The organism is Xylophilus ampelinus, from assembly GCF_003217575.1.
Taxonomy (GTDB): Bacteria; Pseudomonadota; Gammaproteobacteria; order Burkholderiales; family Burkholderiaceae_C; genus Xylophilus; species Xylophilus ampelinus.
On sequence record NZ_QJTC01000013.1, the window covers coordinates 47,814 to 62,324 of the forward strand.

Genomic DNA, 14,511 nt, shown 5'->3' on the forward strand with positions numbered 1-14,511 from the left:
AGGAGACGACCATCGACGCGGCCGTGAAAAGCCTCTCAACATAGGGTCCGGCCTGCCGCGTCGCTGTGGGACAAGATGCCATCGCATGCAGGACAGCACCGCACTTGCAACCGCTATCGAAGCGGGGCCGTCCGAAGCCGCCACCGCGCGTGCGCACCGGCAGAATCGCGGCGCCCTCCGGCCGTCCGCGACCCCCTCATAATGGCCGTCCCCGAGCACCGCCCCAGTGGCACAGGCAATCGCCTTTGCATGGGTTTTCGCCCCGCCACTACTTGCCCCTCATCCCCTGCAGCCGCATCGCTGCCGATATCCGCCGTGACCTCCACCGCCCCTTTGCGCCAGGCGCGCCACCCCGCTTTCTCGGCGCCCGAGTTCCGCAACGCGCTGGGCATGTTCGCCACCGGCGTGACGATCGTCACCATGCGCACCGCGGCGGGCGAGCTGGTGGGGCTGACGGCCAACTCGTTCAACTCGGTGTCGCTGTCGCCGCCGCTGGTTCTGTGGAGCCTGGGGCAGTCGGCCTCGTCGATGCCGGCCATGGCCGCGGGCACGCACTACGCCGTCCATGTGCTGGCGGTCGACCAGAAGCCGCTGGCCGAGCGCTTCGCCGGGCCCAAGGCCGAGCGGTGGACCGGCGTGGCCTTCCACGACGGGGTGAGCGGCGCGCCGGTGCTCGACGGCGCGGCGGCCGTCTTCGAATGCTTCAACCGCAGCCGCTACCCGGAGGGCGACCACACGATCTTCGTCGGCGAGGTGGAGGCCTGCAGCCACCGGGCCGGCGCCTCGCCGCTGCTCTACCACGGGGGTCGGTTCTTCACCGAGCACCCGCTGTAGCCGGGCTATTCTTAAGAGCCGAACAGGGCTCCAGCCGGCGCGGATCGCCGGCTACCAGCTATTAAATCGATAGCACCCGTCTGGCGCCGTCCTTCACGTCCGAGCGACCGCGCCCCGTAAGCTGCCCGGCCCATCCGCCCCTCCTTTCCTACCCCGACCGCCCCATGAAAAACCTCCTGATCCTGCGCCACTCGCCGCTCGACGGCCCCGGCAGCCTGGAGCCGTACTTCCGCAACGCCGGCTGGAACATCGAGACCGTCGATGCCGCCCACGCCGACCTCACGGCCATCGACCCGCTGGCCGCCGACCTGGTGATGCCGCTGGGCTCGGCGCTGAGCGTGTACGACGAGGCGCTGTTCCCGTTCATCACCGCCGAGCGCACCCTGCTGGCCAAACGGCTGGAGGCCGACCGTCCGGTGTTGGGCATCTGCTTCGGCGCGCAGCTGATCGCCTCCGCCCTGGGCTGCCGCGTCTTCAAGGCCGCCGAGCTGGAAGTCGGCTGGTACCCGCTGGAGCTGACCGCCGCCGGTGCCGCCTCTCCCCTGCGCGCCCTGGGCCCCGAGCGGGCGCCCGCGGTGATGCACTGGCACCAGGACACCTTCGACCTGCCGCCCGGCACCGAGCGGCTGGCCCGCAGCGCCCTGTGCGAGAACCAGGCCTTCGCCCGCGGCACCCAGCTGCTGGCAGTGCAGTTCCACCCCGAGGTGACCCGCAACGGGGTCGAGGCCTGGCTGGCCGACGCCTCCTTCACCCCCACCACCCGCGCCGAGCGGATCGCCACCATCCGCGCCGGATCGGCCCGGCACCAGGCGACGATGCAGGCGCAGATCGTGCTGTGCCTGGACGACTGGCTGGCCGGGCTGGTCTAGCGAAAAAGAGCCGGAGCGGATGCGCTACTTCGCGACCGCCTCCGGCAGTTCGATCTTGACTTCGAGCACATCGAAGTTGTCCTGGTGCTCCAGGTTGACCTTGATGTCGTGGGGATTGATGGACACGTACTTGGAGATCACCGCGATCAGTTCGCGCTGCAGGTCGGGCAGGTAGCTGGGCTTCTTGCTGTTGCCGCTGCGTTCGTGCGCCAGGATGATCTGCAGGCGCTCCTTGGCCACGCTGGCCGTTTTCTTCTTCTCCCCCATGAGGAAGCCGAGCAGGGACATGTGCCTTACCTCCCGAAAATGCGCTTGAAGAAGCCGGGCTTCTGCGCATCGACGAAACGCATCGGCCGGTCCTCGCCGAGGAAGCGGCTGATCACGTCCTTGTAGGCTTCCGACACGTCGGTGCCCTGGGCGTGGATCGCGGGCGTGCCCTGGTTGGACGACTGCAGCACAGTCTCGGACTCGGGGATCACCCCGATCAGCGGGATGCGCAGGATGTCCTGGATGTCCTGAAGCGACAGCATGTGGCCGTCTTCCACCCGGTTGGGGTTGTAGCGGGTGATCAGCAGGTGCTCCTTGATCGGCTCCTTGCCTTCCACCGCGCGCTGGGTCTTGGAGCCGAGCATGCCCAGGATGCGGTCGGAGTCGCGCACCGAGGAGACCTCGGGGTTGGTCACCACCAGCGCCTCGTCGGCGAAGTGCATCGCCATCAGCGCGCCGGTCTCGATACCGGCGGGCGAGTCGCAGACGATGTAGTCGAAGCCCTGGGTACCCAGGTCCTTGAGCACCCGCTCGACGCCGTCCTGCGTGAGGGCGTCCTTGTCGCGGGTCTGCGAGGCGGCCAGCACGAACAGGTTGTCGCACTGCTTGTCCTTGATCAGCGCCTGGTGCAGGTTGGCTTCGCCGTGGATCACGTTGATCAGGTCGTACACCACGCGGCGCTCGCAGCCCATGATGAGGTCGAGATTGCGCAGGCCGACGTCGAAGTCGATCACTGCGGTCTTGAAGCCGCGCAGCGCGAGGCCGGAGGCGAAACTGGCGCTGGTCGTGGTCTTGCCCACGCCGCCCTTGCCGGAAGTCACCACGACGATCTTGGCCATGTGTTGCTGTCCTTCGGTTGAAGAGATATTGAGTGAATGCGGTCGTGCGCGGTCAGAGCGCCTCGATGACGAGCTTTTCGCCGACGAGCTGGATTTTCGCCGCCCGGCCGGCGATGTCGGCCGGCAGCGGCACTTCGGTCGTGCGGTAGATGCCGGCGATCGACACCAGCTCGGGCTCCATGCAGGTCGCGAAGATGCGCGCCTGGGTGTTGCCCCGGGCGCCGGCGATCGCCTTGCCGCGCAGCGGCGCGTAGACGTGCACATTGCCGTCGGCGATCACCTCGGCGCCATTGCTGACCGCGGCCAGCACGATCAGGTCGGCGTTGCGGGCATACACCTGCTGGCCCGAGCGCAGCGGCCGGTCGATCACCATCGTGGCCACCGCGACGGGCACCGGCGGCGGCACTGGCGCCGGCGGGCGCGGCGCCGTCTCGCGGGCGGGCGGGGGCAGCGGCACGTCGGGCGCCTCGGCCAGGCCCGCGCCGCGCGCCGCGGCCAGCTGCGGGCCGACCGCGCCGCGCACCGCCACCGGCACCACCCGCAGCCGGCGCAGCAGCGCGACCAGGGCCACGAAGTCGACGGCCGCGGCGCCTTCGCCGAGCTGGGTCAGGTCGATGACGACCGGATCCTGGTCGAAGAAATCGGGGGATTCCTGCAGCCGCCGGTCGAGTTCGGCGGTCAGCGCCGCAAGGTCGGGGGTCTTGAGCACCACGGCCAGCAAAGGCAGAGTGGCGCTTTTCAGCTCGAAGCTGGCGCGAGCAGAGCCTGGTGGTACGGCGGCCATGGGGATGCTGTTTTGCAAAGTGAGCGAGTTTAGCGTGCAGGTGTGCGCCTACGAGCGCACGCGGCAGGGCTTACCGATGGGTACATCTGCCGCGCCGGCGCCGGTCCCCCCGCCTCCGACCTTGACCTCGCTTTCTTTGGCACCATGTGGTCAGGCCAGCCCCCGGCTTTCGCGCACGTGCGCCGTCCCCCGCAACCAACGACACCAAGATGAAGACCATCGACGAAATGCTGTACCTGGACCTGCTCACCCCCGGCCAGCACAGCGAAATCAGCCAATGGATCTCCCGCTCCGCCTCGCCCGAGGAAATCCTGCAGATGCCCGCCCCCCTGTGGGCCGCGGTGCAGCGCGCCAGCCAGACGATGGGCATCGACGAGGATCTGCTGCGGCCTCCGGGGTTCGATGCGGGCAATGCCGTATGGGGTTGACGGGCCGGTAAGCATGTGAATCCATCGGTGGCGGGGGCATACGCCGCTGACGAACAGACGCTCTGCATCTTGGTAGAAAGTTTTGGAAAAGCAGCGTCACGAAGGCACGGATTGAAAACGCCTCTGCGCCGTATCCACCGCGGGTTCCCGCGCCGTGGTCCACCAGGCGGCAGAATTCGATGTCCTCTCCCATTCTTCCCCGTCTATCGGCACGCCCGTGAAAACCATCCTTGTCCTGAACGGCCCCAACCTGAACCTGCTCGGCATCCGCGAGCCCGGGGTGTACGGATCGGCCACCCTGGCCGATGTCGAGCGTCTGTGCGCCGAGGCCTGCGCCGCCCACGGCTTCGCACTCGATTTCCGGCAGAGCAACCACGAAGGCGTGCTGGTCGACTGGCTGCACGAGGCGGGCCGCGCCGAGGCCGCCGGCACGCTGGCCGGCGTGGTGTTCAACGCCGGGGCGTACACCCATACCAGCGTGGCGCTGCACGATGCGATCAAGGGCGCCGGGGTGACGGTGATCGAGCTGCACATCTCGAACGTCCACGCGCGCGAGGCGTTCCGGCACCACTCGTACCTGTCGTCCGCGGCGAAGGCGGTGATGGCGGGGTTCGGGGTAAAGGGATATGGGCTGGCGATCGCCGGGGTGGCGGGGCTGGGGTGAAGCCGGCATGCGATGCAACCCCGACTTTCCCAGACACTACAAAATTGATAGCTAGAGGTCGGCGCTCTAAGCCGGCTAGAGGCACCTTTCATTCACACCCCAACGATCCGGCCATCACCCCGCCTGCGCCATCGGCTCTCCCAGCCGCACCGCCCCCCCCGGCACCCACGCCGGATCGAACCGCACGCCCGCCGTCTTCGAGAACAGCATCACCACGGTAGACCCGAGCAGGAACCGCCCCATCTCCGCCCCCTTGGCGATCCGCACGTCCTGATCCTCGTAGTTCCAGTTGCGCACTTCCTTGCTCCGCGACGCGTTCACCGTGCCGTGCCACACCGTCTCCATGCTGCCGACGATCGTCGCACCCACCAGCACCAGCACGAAAGGGCCGAAGGCGGTGGAGAACTCGCACACCACCCGCTCGTTGCGGGCGAACAGGCCGGGCACACCCCGCGCCGTGAGCGGATTGACCGAGAAGAGCGCGCCGGGCACGTACACCATGCGCCGCAGCCTTCCGTCGCAGGGCATGTGGATACGGTGGTAGTCGCGGGGGCTCAGGTACACCGTGGCGAAGCTGCCGTGGGTGAACTGCGCGGCCAGCGCGGCGTCGCCGCCGACCAGGGCGGTCGTGCTGTAGCTGTGGCCCTTGGCCTGGAAGATCTGGTCGTCCTGCACCGCGCCGAACTGGCTGATCGCGCCGTCGACCGGGCAGACCAGGGGCGCATCGGCGATCGGGCGGGCGCCGGGCTTGAGGGCGCGGGTGAAGAAATCGTTGAAGGTGGCGTACCGGGTGATGTCGGGCTGCAGCGCCTCGTCCATGTTCACCCGGTACTTGCCGACGAACCAGCGGATCAAGCCGGTGGTGGTGCGGCCGCGCTTCCTGGATGCGACCCAGCCGGCGAAATCGGTCAAACCGCGTTTGGGCAAGGCGTACTGAGGCAGGACTTTGAAGCGGTCGGACATGTCTCGTTCTTCGGGCGTGGGGACAGCGGCCCATTCTAGGCAGCGATACCTGCCGCCCGCCACGCGCACTAACCCGTTACCGCCGGCCACCGCCGGCCGCGTTACCGGGGGTCGGGCCGGGGGCCGCCCATCCAGTGCGGCTGCGGCGGGCGTGGCTGCACGTAGCGCGGCGGCGGCGGCGGGTGGCCGCCCCAGTAGCGATGGTCGCCGTAGAACGGCCGGTCGCGGTAGTGCGCGCGCCAGTAGTTGCCGATGGCGAAGCTGATCAGCGGAATGCCCACCGCGGCACCGTACTGCGCCACCGGTGCCGGCCGGCCCTGGTAGGGATACGACAGGCTGGAGGCGTAGACCCAGCCGCGCGGGCCGCCGGGCAGCACCACGTCGCACCACTGGTACCCGGCGGTGCAGCCTGCCGCGCCCAGGTGGGTGCCGGGGGCCAGCTGCGCCACCACCGGGTAGTGGTTGCCGGGGCCGGCACGCAGGTTGGCGCCGGTGTTGGTGACCGCCTGGCTGGCGGGCTGGGCCTGCGCCGCGGCCGGGAACAGCACGATGCACAGAACGCCCATACAGGCGATCTTGGCGAGAGGGTTGATTTCCATGGGCACTCCTGGCCCCGAAATGCCAGGACCGATGGGCCACCTTAGTCGCGTATTTATGCCAGGGTCAATCGAATGGCATCTTCTTTGCTTGCGCGATGTTCCCCGGCAACCCGCGCTTTATAACCGTGACAGCGCATGACGCAGGCTGTGCCAGAAGGCAGTGGTTCAACAGAAAGCAAGCCCGGACGGGGCCGCTGTTGATGATCAGCGGCGGCCGCTCGCCGCTGGCCTCGAAGTACTCGTCAACAGCGAACAGCGCGGCCTTGGCATTGAACGAGTTGAAGACCGACTCGACCAAGATCGCCTGGTTGGTGCCGCGCCGCTGCGTGACGTCGCCTACAGTTGCAAGCCCGCAACCGCTACTGCTTTTTCGGCGGCAGCTCTCAATGCAAGCCATCGCCTGACGCAGCAGCGCGGTTTTTGGACTGAGAAAGACGGCTTGGTCGTGCGCTACCCACCCATAAATTCATGCTTTTTTCAGAAGAGATCTATTTTTAGATCTTTGTGAACTACACTCATTGGCGATGAACACTCCGACTTTGCGACCAGAACTCGATCCAGCGCCGCTGCCCAAAACAGTCGGCGGCTTTTCAACCGTGCTTGCCGATCCACCTTGGCGATTTGCCAATCGCACCGGCAAGGTCGCCCCGGAGCACCGGCGGCTTGATCGATATTCCACGATGTCGCTGGACTCTATCAAAGCCTTGAAAGTTTCCGAGGTGCTGGCCCCAAAAGCACATCTTTACCTGTGGGTACCCAATGCCCTGCTCCCCGACGGCCTGGATGTGATGACTGCCTGGGGATTTCGTTATGTCAGCAACGTGGTATGGGCCAAGCGTCGAATAGATGGAGGCCCCGACGGACGCGGTGTGGGTTTCTACTTCCGGAATGTCACGGAGTTGCTGTTGTTCGGTGTGCGCGGTTCCATGCGGACCCTTGCGCCTGGCCGATCTCAAGTCAATATGATCGAAACACGTAAGCGTGAACACTCCCGAAAGCCGGACGAACAATACGATTTGATCGAATCTTGTTCTCCAGGAGCGTATTTGGAAATGTTCGCTCGGCATCCTCGACAAGGCTGGACGGTCTGGGGCGACGAATCCGATAACGAAGTGGTACCACGCGGCGCGGTACACAAAGGCTATGAAGGCGGCCCAATTCTGCCTCCTCTGTTGCCAAACGAACATGTCGATCTGGCACGCGCAGAGATGCTGGGCGAAAAACTTCGCGCGATGTACCAATCCGGCATGAGTGTCCGACAACTGGCTGATGAAACGGGCTATGCGATTCAACGCATTCGGGGCCTGCTTCAAGCTGCAGGGACGAACATGCGTCCGCGAGGCCGCACAGCCCAAACTTGGTCGTCTGGGGCCGACCTTTTTCAAACGTAGGGTTGACCGTTCCATGTGCTCCGTGTCGCGGCAACAATCAAGAGCGGACACGTTCCCATCACCCCACGCCGCACCCTCAACGCCGCCTTTTCTAGGTTCGTAGTAGTGGATGTCGAAAGATCGATGGGAAGTCTTGCGTTTGATTGGTGGGCCGGCAAGGTGGCTTGGTAGCTTACCCACAGTTCTTCGGCCAAGGCTTTCAAAGCCAAGCGATCCTGGGTGATCAGCACCGCAGCAGAGATGACGCCAGCTTCGTGCCATGCCCGGTAGGCAGACAGATCGCGGTCAAGGTTTCCGTCTTTGGCATTCCATTCGACATCAAGCGCAACGCGCCCTTTGAAGTTGTCTACCAGGTAGCCCTCTTGTACAAGAGGCGGCAACTGCTCGATCACTTCCAGAGTGCGGGAGCGAAGCACGCCTTGCGTCACTAGGTCAACCCGGGTTTCGCGCCAACCACGCACCCCGAACATATGGTCGATGTCCTTAGCTATATCGCCACGATTGCCGCCCTTTTTGAGCCACCGTCCCGGATCGAGCGTAAACGAGGCCAGTACGTTGGTGATGTCGTCCCACTCCACAGGACATACCGACCGAAGTACCGCCGCCGCCGAACTGGTTTCAAGGAACGCCCACCGCGCGCGAACAGCGGGCGAAAGTACGACGGGATCCTGGTAAGTGTGGGTCTCGAACATGCTGAGAGCTTATGTGCTTAAGGGACCGACGCAGCTTCAGCTACTACACCAGCGCCACTGCTTAAACCGCGCCTCGCGCGTTCGAATTGCTATGAATCAAACCTGCTCCCGATAAAACAGTTCACGCACCGGCATCGCGGCCACCGCCTGGCCGATCGCGCCGATGTGGTCGGGCGTGGTGCCGCAGCAGCCGCCGACGATGTTGACCAGCCCTTCGGCCGCGAAGTCGTGCAGCAGCCGGGCGGTCACGTCGGGCGTCTCGTCGAAGCCGGTGTCGCTCATCGGGTTGGGCAGGCCGGCGTTGGGGTAGCAGCAGATGAACGTGTCGTCGGCCACCCGGTTGAGCTCCTGCACGTAGGGCCGCATCAGCGCGGCGCCGAGAGCGCAGTTCAGGCCGATCGCCAGCGGCCGCGCATGGCGCACGCTGTGCCAGAAGGCGGTGACGGTCTGGCCCGACAGGATGCGGCCCGACGCGTCGGTGACGGTGCCGCTGACGATCAGCGGCAGGCGCTCGCCGCTGGCCTCGAAGAATTCGTCCACCGCGAACAGCGCGGCCTTGGCGTTGAGGGTGTCGAAGATCGTCTCGACCAGGATCACGTCGGCGCCGCCCTCGACCAGCGCCGCGGTCTGCTCGTAGTAGGCGGCGCGCAGGCTCTCGAAATCGACGTTGCGGGCACCGGGGTCGTTCACGTCGGGGCTGATGCTGGCGGTCTTGGGCGTCGGGCCCAGGGCGCCGGCCACGAAGCGCGGCTTGTCGGGGGTGCTGTACTTGTCGCAGGCGGCGCGGGCGATGCGGGCCGACGCCAGGTTCATCTCGCGCGCCAGGTGCGCCATCTCGTAGTCGTCCTGGGCGATGGTGGTGGCGCCGAAGGTGTTGGTCTCGATCAGGTCGGCGCCCGAGGCGAGGTAGCGCTCGTGGATGTCGCGGATCACGTCGGGCCGGGTGAGCGACAGCAGCTCGTTGTTGCCCTTCACGTCCTTGTGCAAGCCGGCGAAGCGGTCGCCCGCGCCGCCGGGGCCGGCGTAGCCCGCGCCGCGGTACTGCGCCTCGTCCAGCTTGAAACGCTGGATCATGGTGCCCATCGCACCGTCGAGGATGGCGATGCGCTGTCCGAGGATCGCGGGCAGTTGCCGTGCGCGGGTGTAGGGGGGCTGGGTCATCCCGGAATTGTATAAAGCAGGCCTCGGGCCGTCGTCCACGACATGAGCGCCACGAGGATGCCCTATGATCGCGGCGTGACATTTAGAAACATATGGGCCGCTGCGGTTTCCCTGCACGGCCCCGCCGGCTGCACCGCCAGCCAAGTCACTCCCCCATCCCACGGAACCAAGAAGATGCCTTTCACACGACCCGCGTACTCCACGCTTTTGCTCCGCCTCCGGCCGCTCGGCCTGTGCATTTCCATCGCCTGCGGCAGTGCATACAGCGCGACCCCGTCACCCGAACTGCCGGCGGCGACGCCGGTGGAATCGCACGAGACGGCGCCGCAAGACGGCCACGAGTGGGGCTACACCGGCCCCGGCGGCACCGACCATTGGGCCGACCTGGCCAAGGAGAACGAGTTGTGCCGCAAGGGCCAGCAGAACAGCCCCGTCGATCTGGAAAACCCGATCCGGGCCGAGCTGGGCCCGCTGCGGCTCGACTACCGCGCGGTTCCGCTCGCGGTTCGCAACACCGGCCACTCGATACAGGTCGATTTGCCGGGCGGCGGCGGCATGCGGGTCGGTGGCCGGCAGTACGAGGCACTGCAGATCCACTTCCACCACCCCAGCGAACACCTGCTGAACGGCCGTCGGTTCCCGATGGAGGCACACATCGTCCACAAAGGTCCCGACGGCACCTTGGGCGTGTTGGCGATCTTCTTCGAAACCGGCACGCCCAACCGGGCGTTCCAGCGCGTGCTGGATGCGATGCCGCACAAGGCGGGCCAGACCCGGCCGGTCGAAAAGGCGACCGTGCGCGGCAGCGACTTCCTGCCCGTGCAGAAGGACCTCGCCTTCTACCGCTACGAAGGATCGCTGACCACGCCGCCGTGCACCGAGACCGTCGATTGGGTGGTGCTGAGCCAGCCGCTGCAGGTGTCCGCGGCGCAGATCGACGCCTTCGAGCAGGTCTACCCCTTCAACGCGCGCCCGCTGCAGGAACTGCATCGCCGGTTCTTGCTGAAAAGCCGCTGAGGCCAGCGCCCCGACGGGCCGGCGACGCCACGAAGCGCAAGGGCCGGCGGTGCGAGGCGTCGCGTCGGGCGATCAGCGTTGCAGCAGTCGGGCCAGCACCCGCGGCAGCTGCGCCGCATGCCGCAGAACCGCCGCGCCGCCGGGGCCGAACACCTGCGCCAGCGCGGCCGGGCGGGCCGGCGGCACCGCCAGACAGCGCACGGCGATGCCCTGCCCGGCCGCCTCCCGTACCGCGCGGGCCAGGTCGGCCTGCAGGTAGCCGGGCGTGTGCACGTCCACGTCGTGCGCCTCGCCGTCGGTCAGCAGCAGCACCAGCGGCCGGTGCTGCGCGGCGCCGGCGGCACCCTGCCGGCAGGCGGCCAGGCCGTGGCGCAGCACCGTGCCGAGCCGGGTGGAGCCGGCGCAGGCCAGCTCCGCTATCCGCGCCGCGACGGCCGGCGCGTCGACCGTGTCGGCCCAGGTCTGCAGGCAGGCGAGGTCGATCCGGTGCCGGCCCCGGGAGGCGAAGGACCACAGCGCTCCGCGGTGGCCGCGCAGGGCCAGGGCCTGCAGCGTGGCCAGCGCCACCGTGCCCAGCCGGTCGATCGGCCGGCCCCCGGGCACCGCGTCGCCGGTGGAGACGGAGGTGTCGAGCAGCACCGCGACCGCCAGCGGCCGGTGGTCGGGCTGCAGCCGGCGGTACGGGTCGGCCGCGGGCGTCTGGCGCAGGCGCTGGTGCAGGCGCGCCTCGACCAGGGCGGCGGCGTGGAAATCGTCGCCCCGGGCCGCGCGGCCGGCGGGGCGCAGCGCGCCGCCCGCCGGCAGGGCCTGGGCGCAACGAAGGGCCAGGGCAGACACGCCGGCAGCGGCATGCCGCAGCGCAGCCGGTGCCACAGGCCGCGGCGGATGCTCGTACACCTGGCACCAGCCCGGCCGGTAGCGGCCGATGCGCGCATCCCATTCGGCATAGGCGAACGGCGTGCCGCCACCGGGCCCTGCGCCTTCGCCCGGATCGCCCTCCTCCGCAGCGCGGGCGTCATCGGGCGGATCGGGCCGCTGCACCGCATCGGGCGCGGGCGCGGCCGACTCGCCGCTGCCGCCGCCCTCCAGCGGCGTGGCCGAGGGCGGCAGCGTGTCGTCGGGCTCCCATAGCCAGTGGTGGTCGTCGCGGTAGGCGGCATGCACCCGGTAGGTGGCGGCGTTGAAGGGCAGGCGCATCTGGCCGATGTCGTGGCCCAGCACCGATGCGGCCTGCCGCACCTCGGCCGTGGTGCGCAGCGCCAGGCCGCCCTGCGGGGTGAAGAAGACCGCCCGGGCCCGCGCCACCCAGGGGTGCGGATCGGCATGGGCCGGGTCGAGCAGGCAGCGCGAGAGGCGCGCCAGCAGCGCCTCGAACTGCAGGCCCTGCGGCGCGTCCGGCCCGGCGTGGAACGGCAGCCAGATGCCGCGCAGGCCGGGCAGTTCCTGCAGCGCCAGCCATTCGACCCGCGCATCCTCCAGCGCGCCGAAGAGCGCCTGCTGCACCGGCTTGAGCTTGGCGCGCGGCGCCGGCGGGCCGCCGAAGCGCCAGTGGGCCGCCGCATGGCTGGTGGCGGCCAAGGTCCACCCGGGTGGTGGCGGTTGGGGTGCGGGCGGCAGGTGCAGCACGGCGGGATCGGGCGCGCGGCCGGTCAGCACCGGGCGCGGGTCGGCGGCGGTGGCCGCCGTGCGCGTGGCCGGGGCCTCCAAAGGCGCCACCCGCGTGGGCAGGCCCCACAGCGCGAAGAGATACGCAGGCCAACGGCCGGCCGAAGGCAGGGCTGTCGAGCCCGGCAGTGACGACGCCACGCGCGTTGGATAGGCCTGCGCGGATGCCTGCCGCTTCGACTGCAATGGCGTCGTCGGAGACGGGGCCGTCGCCTGTGCGGCCGCCTGCGCGTGCGAATGCGGACGCGGCTGCAACACCGGCGCCCCCGCCTCAGGCGAAGGCCGCATGCACCAGATCGCGCAGCACCGCCCCGCGCTCCGCATCGTCGGCCAGCGGAGCCGCGACGGCCTGCAGGCAGGCGGCGCGCGGCGGCAGGCCGGCGCGCACCAGCTGGGCCGCATGCACCAGCAGCCGGGTCGAGGCGCCCTCCTCCAACCCCTGGTCCTGCAGCCGGCGGGTGCGGCCGGCCAGGGCCACCAGCCGGGCGGCCAGGTCGGCCGCCACGCCGCCCTCGGTCGCGACGATGGCCGCCTCGACATCGGCCGCCGGGTAGTCGAAGGCCAGCGCGGTGAAGCGCTGGCGGGTGGAGGGCTTCAGCGCCTTGTGCAGCCCGTGGTAGCCGGGGTTGTAGCTGGCGACCAGCAGGAAATCGGGATGCGCCGGCAGCAGCTCGCTGCGGCGGTCGAGCGGCAGCACCCGGCGGGCATCGGCCAGCGGGTGCAGCACCACCACCGCGTCGCTGCGCGCCTCGACCAGCTCGTCGAGGTAGCAGATGCCGCCGTGGCGCGCGGCCAGGGCCAGCGGGCCGTCCTGCCAGCGGGTGCCGTCGGCATCCAGCAGCCAGCGGCCGACCAGGTCGCCGGCGGTCAGGTCCTCGTGGCAGGCCACGGTGACCAGGGGCCGGCCCAGGCGCCAGGCCATGTGCTCGACGAAGCGGGTCTTGCCGCAGCCGGTGGGCCCGGTGAGCAGCACCGGCAGCCGCACCGCGGCGGCCGCCTCGAAAGCCGCCACCTCGCCCGCCACCGGCTGCCAGTGCGGCTCGGCGGGCAGGCGCCAGCCGTCGAGCGGGGACGCCGCCGCCGCCACGGCCTCCGTGGGCATGGTGGTGGTGGTGGTGGTCGTCGTCGCGGTCACCTCAGCGGTGGCCGGCGGTGGCGGGGTTGGGAATGCCCTCGATCGGGCACTCTTCGGTGCCCACCATCGGCCGGGTGATCGCCTCGACCGCCTTGCGGGTGCCCTCCGGGTCGTTCACCCAGCGGGTGTAGAAGTCGTACGGACAGGCGGCCACGCCCTGGTCGCCCTCTTGCGAATTGATCATGCCGGTGTAGCCGCGGTGCAGCAGCTTGAACAGATGGTTCTCGCTCTGGCCGTTCTTGCGGAAATCGCGGATCAGGCTGGTGGAGAGCGCGGCGTACTGCACGCCGTAGTCTTCCTCGCCGCATTCGCCCAGCGTGCGGCCGTCGAAGCCGATCAGCGCGCTGTGGCCGAAGTAGCTGTACACCCCGTCGAAGCCCGAAGCGTTGGCCACCGCCACGTAGGTGTTGTTGGCGAAGGCCATCGCCTTGCTCATCAGGATCTGCTGCTCCTTGGCCGGGTACATGTAGCCCTGGCAGCGCACGATGAGTTCCGCGCCCTTCATCGCGCAGTCGCGCCAGATCTCGGGGTAGTTGCCGTCGTCGCAGATGATCAGGCTGATCTTCAGGCCCTTGGGGCCTTCGCTCACGTAGGTGCAGTTGCCGGGGTACCAGCCCTCGACCGGCACCCACGGCATGATCTTGCGGTACTTCTGCACGATCTCGCCCTGGTCGTTCATCAGGATCAGGGTGTTGTAGGGCGCCTTGTACGGATGCTCCTCGTGCTGCTCGCCGGTGAGCGAGAACACGCCCCACACCTTGGCCTTGCGGCAGGCGGAGGCGAAGATCTCGGTCTCTTCGCCGGGCACGGTGGCGGCGGTGGCGTACATCTCCTGGGCGTCGTACATGATGCCGTGGGTGCTGTACTCGGGGAAGATCACCAGGTCCATGCCCGGCAGGCCCGATTTCATGCCGACCAGCATGTCGGCGATCTTGCGCGCGTTGCCCTGCACCTCGGCCTTGGTGTGCAGGCGGGGCATCTTGTAGTTGACGACGGCCACGCCCACCGTGTCCTTGCTGCTGGAGATATCGCCGTGGATCATGGTCTGCGCCTTCTGTGTCGGGGGTGGAAACCACCCGATTCTGGGAACGCGCGCCGCCGCTGCGAATACGTCGAACGACGTAGGCCGACGACCGTCAGGGGGCATCCCGGCCCCCCGCCTCCAGAAAGCGCGAAAATCGTCGGTCGACGATCCGTCCCCCC

The 14,511-nt window shown here is 68.5% G+C and carries 17 protein-coding genes; 6 read left to right on the forward strand and 11 right to left on the reverse strand.

Features of this window, described 5'->3' with window-relative positions; genetic code table 11:
* Positions 1–390 precede the first annotated feature (390 nt).
* Positions 391–834: a flavin reductase family protein gene (locus DFQ15_RS09925; protein WP_233504402.1), complete on the forward strand. Its 444-nt coding sequence runs from the start codon at positions 391–393 to the stop codon at positions 832–834.
* A gap of 164 nt (positions 835–998) precedes the next feature.
* The gene (locus DFQ15_RS09930) at positions 999–1,703 is read left to right on the forward strand and encodes a glutamine amidotransferase-related protein (RefSeq protein ID WP_110465834.1); all 705 of its coding nucleotides are present in this window, start codon (positions 999–1,001) and stop codon (positions 1,701–1,703) included.
* Positions 1,704–1,727: 24 nt separating this feature from the next.
* On the opposite strand, the gene minE is transcribed toward DFQ15_RS09930, so the two are convergent.
* Genes minE through minC form a run of 3 tightly spaced genes read right to left on the reverse strand, consistent with a single transcriptional unit; the run spans position 1,728 to position 3,593 of the window.
* Positions 1,728–1,991: a cell division topological specificity factor MinE gene (gene minE, locus DFQ15_RS09935; RefSeq protein WP_110465835.1), complete on the reverse strand. Its 264-nt coding sequence runs from the start codon at positions 1,989–1,991 to the stop codon at positions 1,728–1,730.
* Between the two features lie 5 nt (positions 1,992–1,996).
* Positions 1,997–2,809, reverse strand: coding sequence for a septum site-determining protein MinD (minD, locus tag DFQ15_RS09940; RefSeq protein ID WP_110465836.1), 813 nt, complete (start codon positions 2,807–2,809; stop codon positions 1,997–1,999).
* Between the two features lie 52 nt (positions 2,810–2,861).
* Entirely contained in the window at positions 2,862–3,593 is a 732-nt protein-coding gene (gene minC, locus DFQ15_RS09945; protein ID WP_110465837.1) for a septum site-determining protein MinC, read from the reverse strand.
* 209 nt (positions 3,594–3,802) lie between these two features.
* On the opposite strand from minC, the gene DFQ15_RS09950 reads away from it, so the two are divergent.
* Together DFQ15_RS09950 and aroQ are read left to right on the forward strand one after the other, a co-directional pair.
* Entirely contained in the window at positions 3,803–4,021 is a 219-nt protein-coding gene (locus DFQ15_RS09950; protein ID WP_110465838.1) for a hypothetical protein, read from the forward strand.
* A gap of 217 nt (positions 4,022–4,238) precedes the next feature.
* Entirely contained in the window at positions 4,239–4,685 is a 447-nt protein-coding gene (gene aroQ, locus DFQ15_RS09955; RefSeq protein WP_110465839.1) for a type II 3-dehydroquinate dehydratase, read from the forward strand.
* A gap of 114 nt (positions 4,686–4,799) precedes the next feature.
* Here aroQ and asd read toward each other — a convergent pair whose 3' ends face one another.
* From asd to DFQ15_RS09970, 3 genes are all read right to left on the reverse strand, one after another.
* Positions 4,800–5,648 carry an archaetidylserine decarboxylase gene (gene asd, locus DFQ15_RS09960; RefSeq protein ID WP_110465840.1) on the reverse strand — a complete coding sequence of 283 codons (849 nt, stop codon included), beginning with the start codon at positions 5,646–5,648 and terminating at the stop codon, positions 4,800–4,802.
* A 101-nt stretch (positions 5,649–5,749) separates the two neighbouring features.
* Complete coding sequence (locus tag DFQ15_RS09965) at positions 5,750–6,247, reverse strand: SH3 domain-containing protein (protein WP_233504400.1); 498 nt, start codon at positions 6,245–6,247, stop codon at positions 5,750–5,752.
* Positions 6,248–6,311: 64 nt separating this feature from the next.
* On the reverse strand, positions 6,312–6,644 hold the full coding sequence (locus DFQ15_RS09970) for a hypothetical protein (RefSeq protein WP_110465841.1): 333 nt from the start codon (positions 6,642–6,644) through the stop codon (positions 6,312–6,314).
* A 127-nt stretch (positions 6,645–6,771) separates the two neighbouring features.
* Here DFQ15_RS09970 and DFQ15_RS09975 point away from each other — a divergent pair, with 127 nt between their 5' ends.
* The gene (locus DFQ15_RS09975; RefSeq protein ID WP_110465842.1) at positions 6,772–7,638 is read left to right on the forward strand and encodes an MT-A70 family methyltransferase; all 867 of its coding nucleotides are present in this window, start codon (positions 6,772–6,774) and stop codon (positions 7,636–7,638) included.
* Here DFQ15_RS09975 and DFQ15_RS09980 read toward each other — a convergent pair.
* Together DFQ15_RS09980 and DFQ15_RS09985 are read right to left on the reverse strand one after the other, a co-directional pair.
* Entirely contained in the window at positions 7,629–8,330 is a 702-nt protein-coding gene (locus tag DFQ15_RS09980; protein ID WP_110465843.1) for a BglII/BstYI family type II restriction endonuclease, read from the reverse strand. The two genes, DFQ15_RS09975 and DFQ15_RS09980, sit on opposite strands and share 10 nt — an antisense overlap.
* Before the next feature lie 96 nt (positions 8,331–8,426).
* Complete coding sequence (locus DFQ15_RS09985) at positions 8,427–9,491, reverse strand: homocysteine S-methyltransferase family protein (protein WP_110465844.1); 1,065 nt, start codon at positions 9,489–9,491, stop codon at positions 8,427–8,429.
* Positions 9,492–9,665: 174 nt separating this feature from the next.
* Here DFQ15_RS09985 and DFQ15_RS09990 point away from each other — a divergent pair, with 174 nt between their 5' ends.
* Positions 9,666–10,508 carry a carbonic anhydrase gene (locus DFQ15_RS09990; RefSeq protein WP_110465845.1) on the forward strand — a complete coding sequence of 281 codons (843 nt, stop codon included), beginning with the start codon at positions 9,666–9,668 and terminating at the stop codon, positions 10,506–10,508.
* A gap of 72 nt (positions 10,509–10,580) precedes the next feature.
* Here the strand turns inward: DFQ15_RS09990 and DFQ15_RS09995 are convergent, their stop codons facing one another.
* From DFQ15_RS09995 to DFQ15_RS10005, 3 genes are all read right to left on the reverse strand, one after another.
* Positions 10,581–12,314 carry a nitric oxide reductase activation protein NorD gene (locus DFQ15_RS09995; RefSeq protein WP_110465846.1) on the reverse strand — a complete coding sequence of 578 codons (1,734 nt, stop codon included), beginning with the start codon at positions 12,312–12,314 and terminating at the stop codon, positions 10,581–10,583.
* A 130-nt stretch (positions 12,315–12,444) separates the two neighbouring features.
* On the reverse strand, positions 12,445–13,275 hold the full coding sequence (locus DFQ15_RS10000) for a CbbQ/NirQ/NorQ/GpvN family protein (RefSeq protein WP_110465882.1): 831 nt from the start codon (positions 13,273–13,275) through the stop codon (positions 12,445–12,447).
* Positions 13,276–13,309: 34 nt separating this feature from the next.
* On the reverse strand, positions 13,310–14,350 hold the full coding sequence (locus DFQ15_RS10005; protein WP_110465847.1) for an aliphatic amidase: 1,041 nt from the start codon (positions 14,348–14,350) through the stop codon (positions 13,310–13,312).
* Between the last annotated feature and the right edge of the window lie 161 nt (positions 14,351–14,511).

Excerpts from the sequence above, each read along its gene's own strand:
- DFQ15_RS09970 (WP_110465841.1), bottom strand. The coding sequence starts at position 6,644 with ATGGCTTGCATTGAGAGCTGCCGCCGAAAAAGCAGTAGCGGTTGCGGG.
- DFQ15_RS09990 (WP_110465845.1), top strand. The coding sequence starts at position 9,666 with ATGCCTTTCACACGACCCGCGTACTCCACGCTTTTGCTCCGCCTCCGG.
- DFQ15_RS09980 (WP_110465843.1), bottom strand. The coding sequence starts at position 8,330 with ATGTTCGAGACCCACACTTACCAGGATCCCGTCGTACTTTCGCCCGCT.
- minD (WP_110465836.1), bottom strand. The coding sequence starts at position 2,809 with ATGGCCAAGATCGTCGTGGTGACTTCCGGCAAGGGCGGCGTGGGCAAG.
- asd (WP_110465840.1), bottom strand. The coding sequence starts at position 5,648 with ATGTCCGACCGCTTCAAAGTCCTGCCTCAGTACGCCTTGCCCAAACGC.
- DFQ15_RS09985 (WP_110465844.1), bottom strand. The coding sequence starts at position 9,491 with ATGACCCAGCCCCCCTACACCCGCGCACGGCAACTGCCCGCGATCCTC.
- DFQ15_RS10005 (WP_110465847.1), bottom strand. The coding sequence starts at position 14,350 with ATGATCCACGGCGATATCTCCAGCAGCAAGGACACGGTGGGCGTGGCC.
- DFQ15_RS09950 (WP_110465838.1), top strand. The coding sequence starts at position 3,803 with ATGAAGACCATCGACGAAATGCTGTACCTGGACCTGCTCACCCCCGGC.
- minE (WP_110465835.1), bottom strand. The coding sequence starts at position 1,991 with ATGTCCCTGCTCGGCTTCCTCATGGGGGAGAAGAAGAAAACGGCCAGC.
- DFQ15_RS09975 (WP_110465842.1), top strand. The coding sequence starts at position 6,772 with ATGAACACTCCGACTTTGCGACCAGAACTCGATCCAGCGCCGCTGCCC.
- DFQ15_RS09965 (WP_233504400.1), bottom strand. The coding sequence starts at position 6,247 with ATGGAAATCAACCCTCTCGCCAAGATCGCCTGTATGGGCGTTCTGTGC.
- DFQ15_RS09925 (WP_233504402.1), top strand. The coding sequence starts at position 391 with ATGTTCGCCACCGGCGTGACGATCGTCACCATGCGCACCGCGGCGGGC.
- DFQ15_RS09930 (WP_110465834.1), top strand. The coding sequence starts at position 999 with ATGAAAAACCTCCTGATCCTGCGCCACTCGCCGCTCGACGGCCCCGGC.
- minC (WP_110465837.1), bottom strand. The coding sequence starts at position 3,593 with ATGGCCGCCGTACCACCAGGCTCTGCTCGCGCCAGCTTCGAGCTGAAA.
- DFQ15_RS10000 (WP_110465882.1), bottom strand. The coding sequence starts at position 13,275 with ATGCCCACGGAGGCCGTGGCGGCGGCGGCGTCCCCGCTCGACGGCTGG.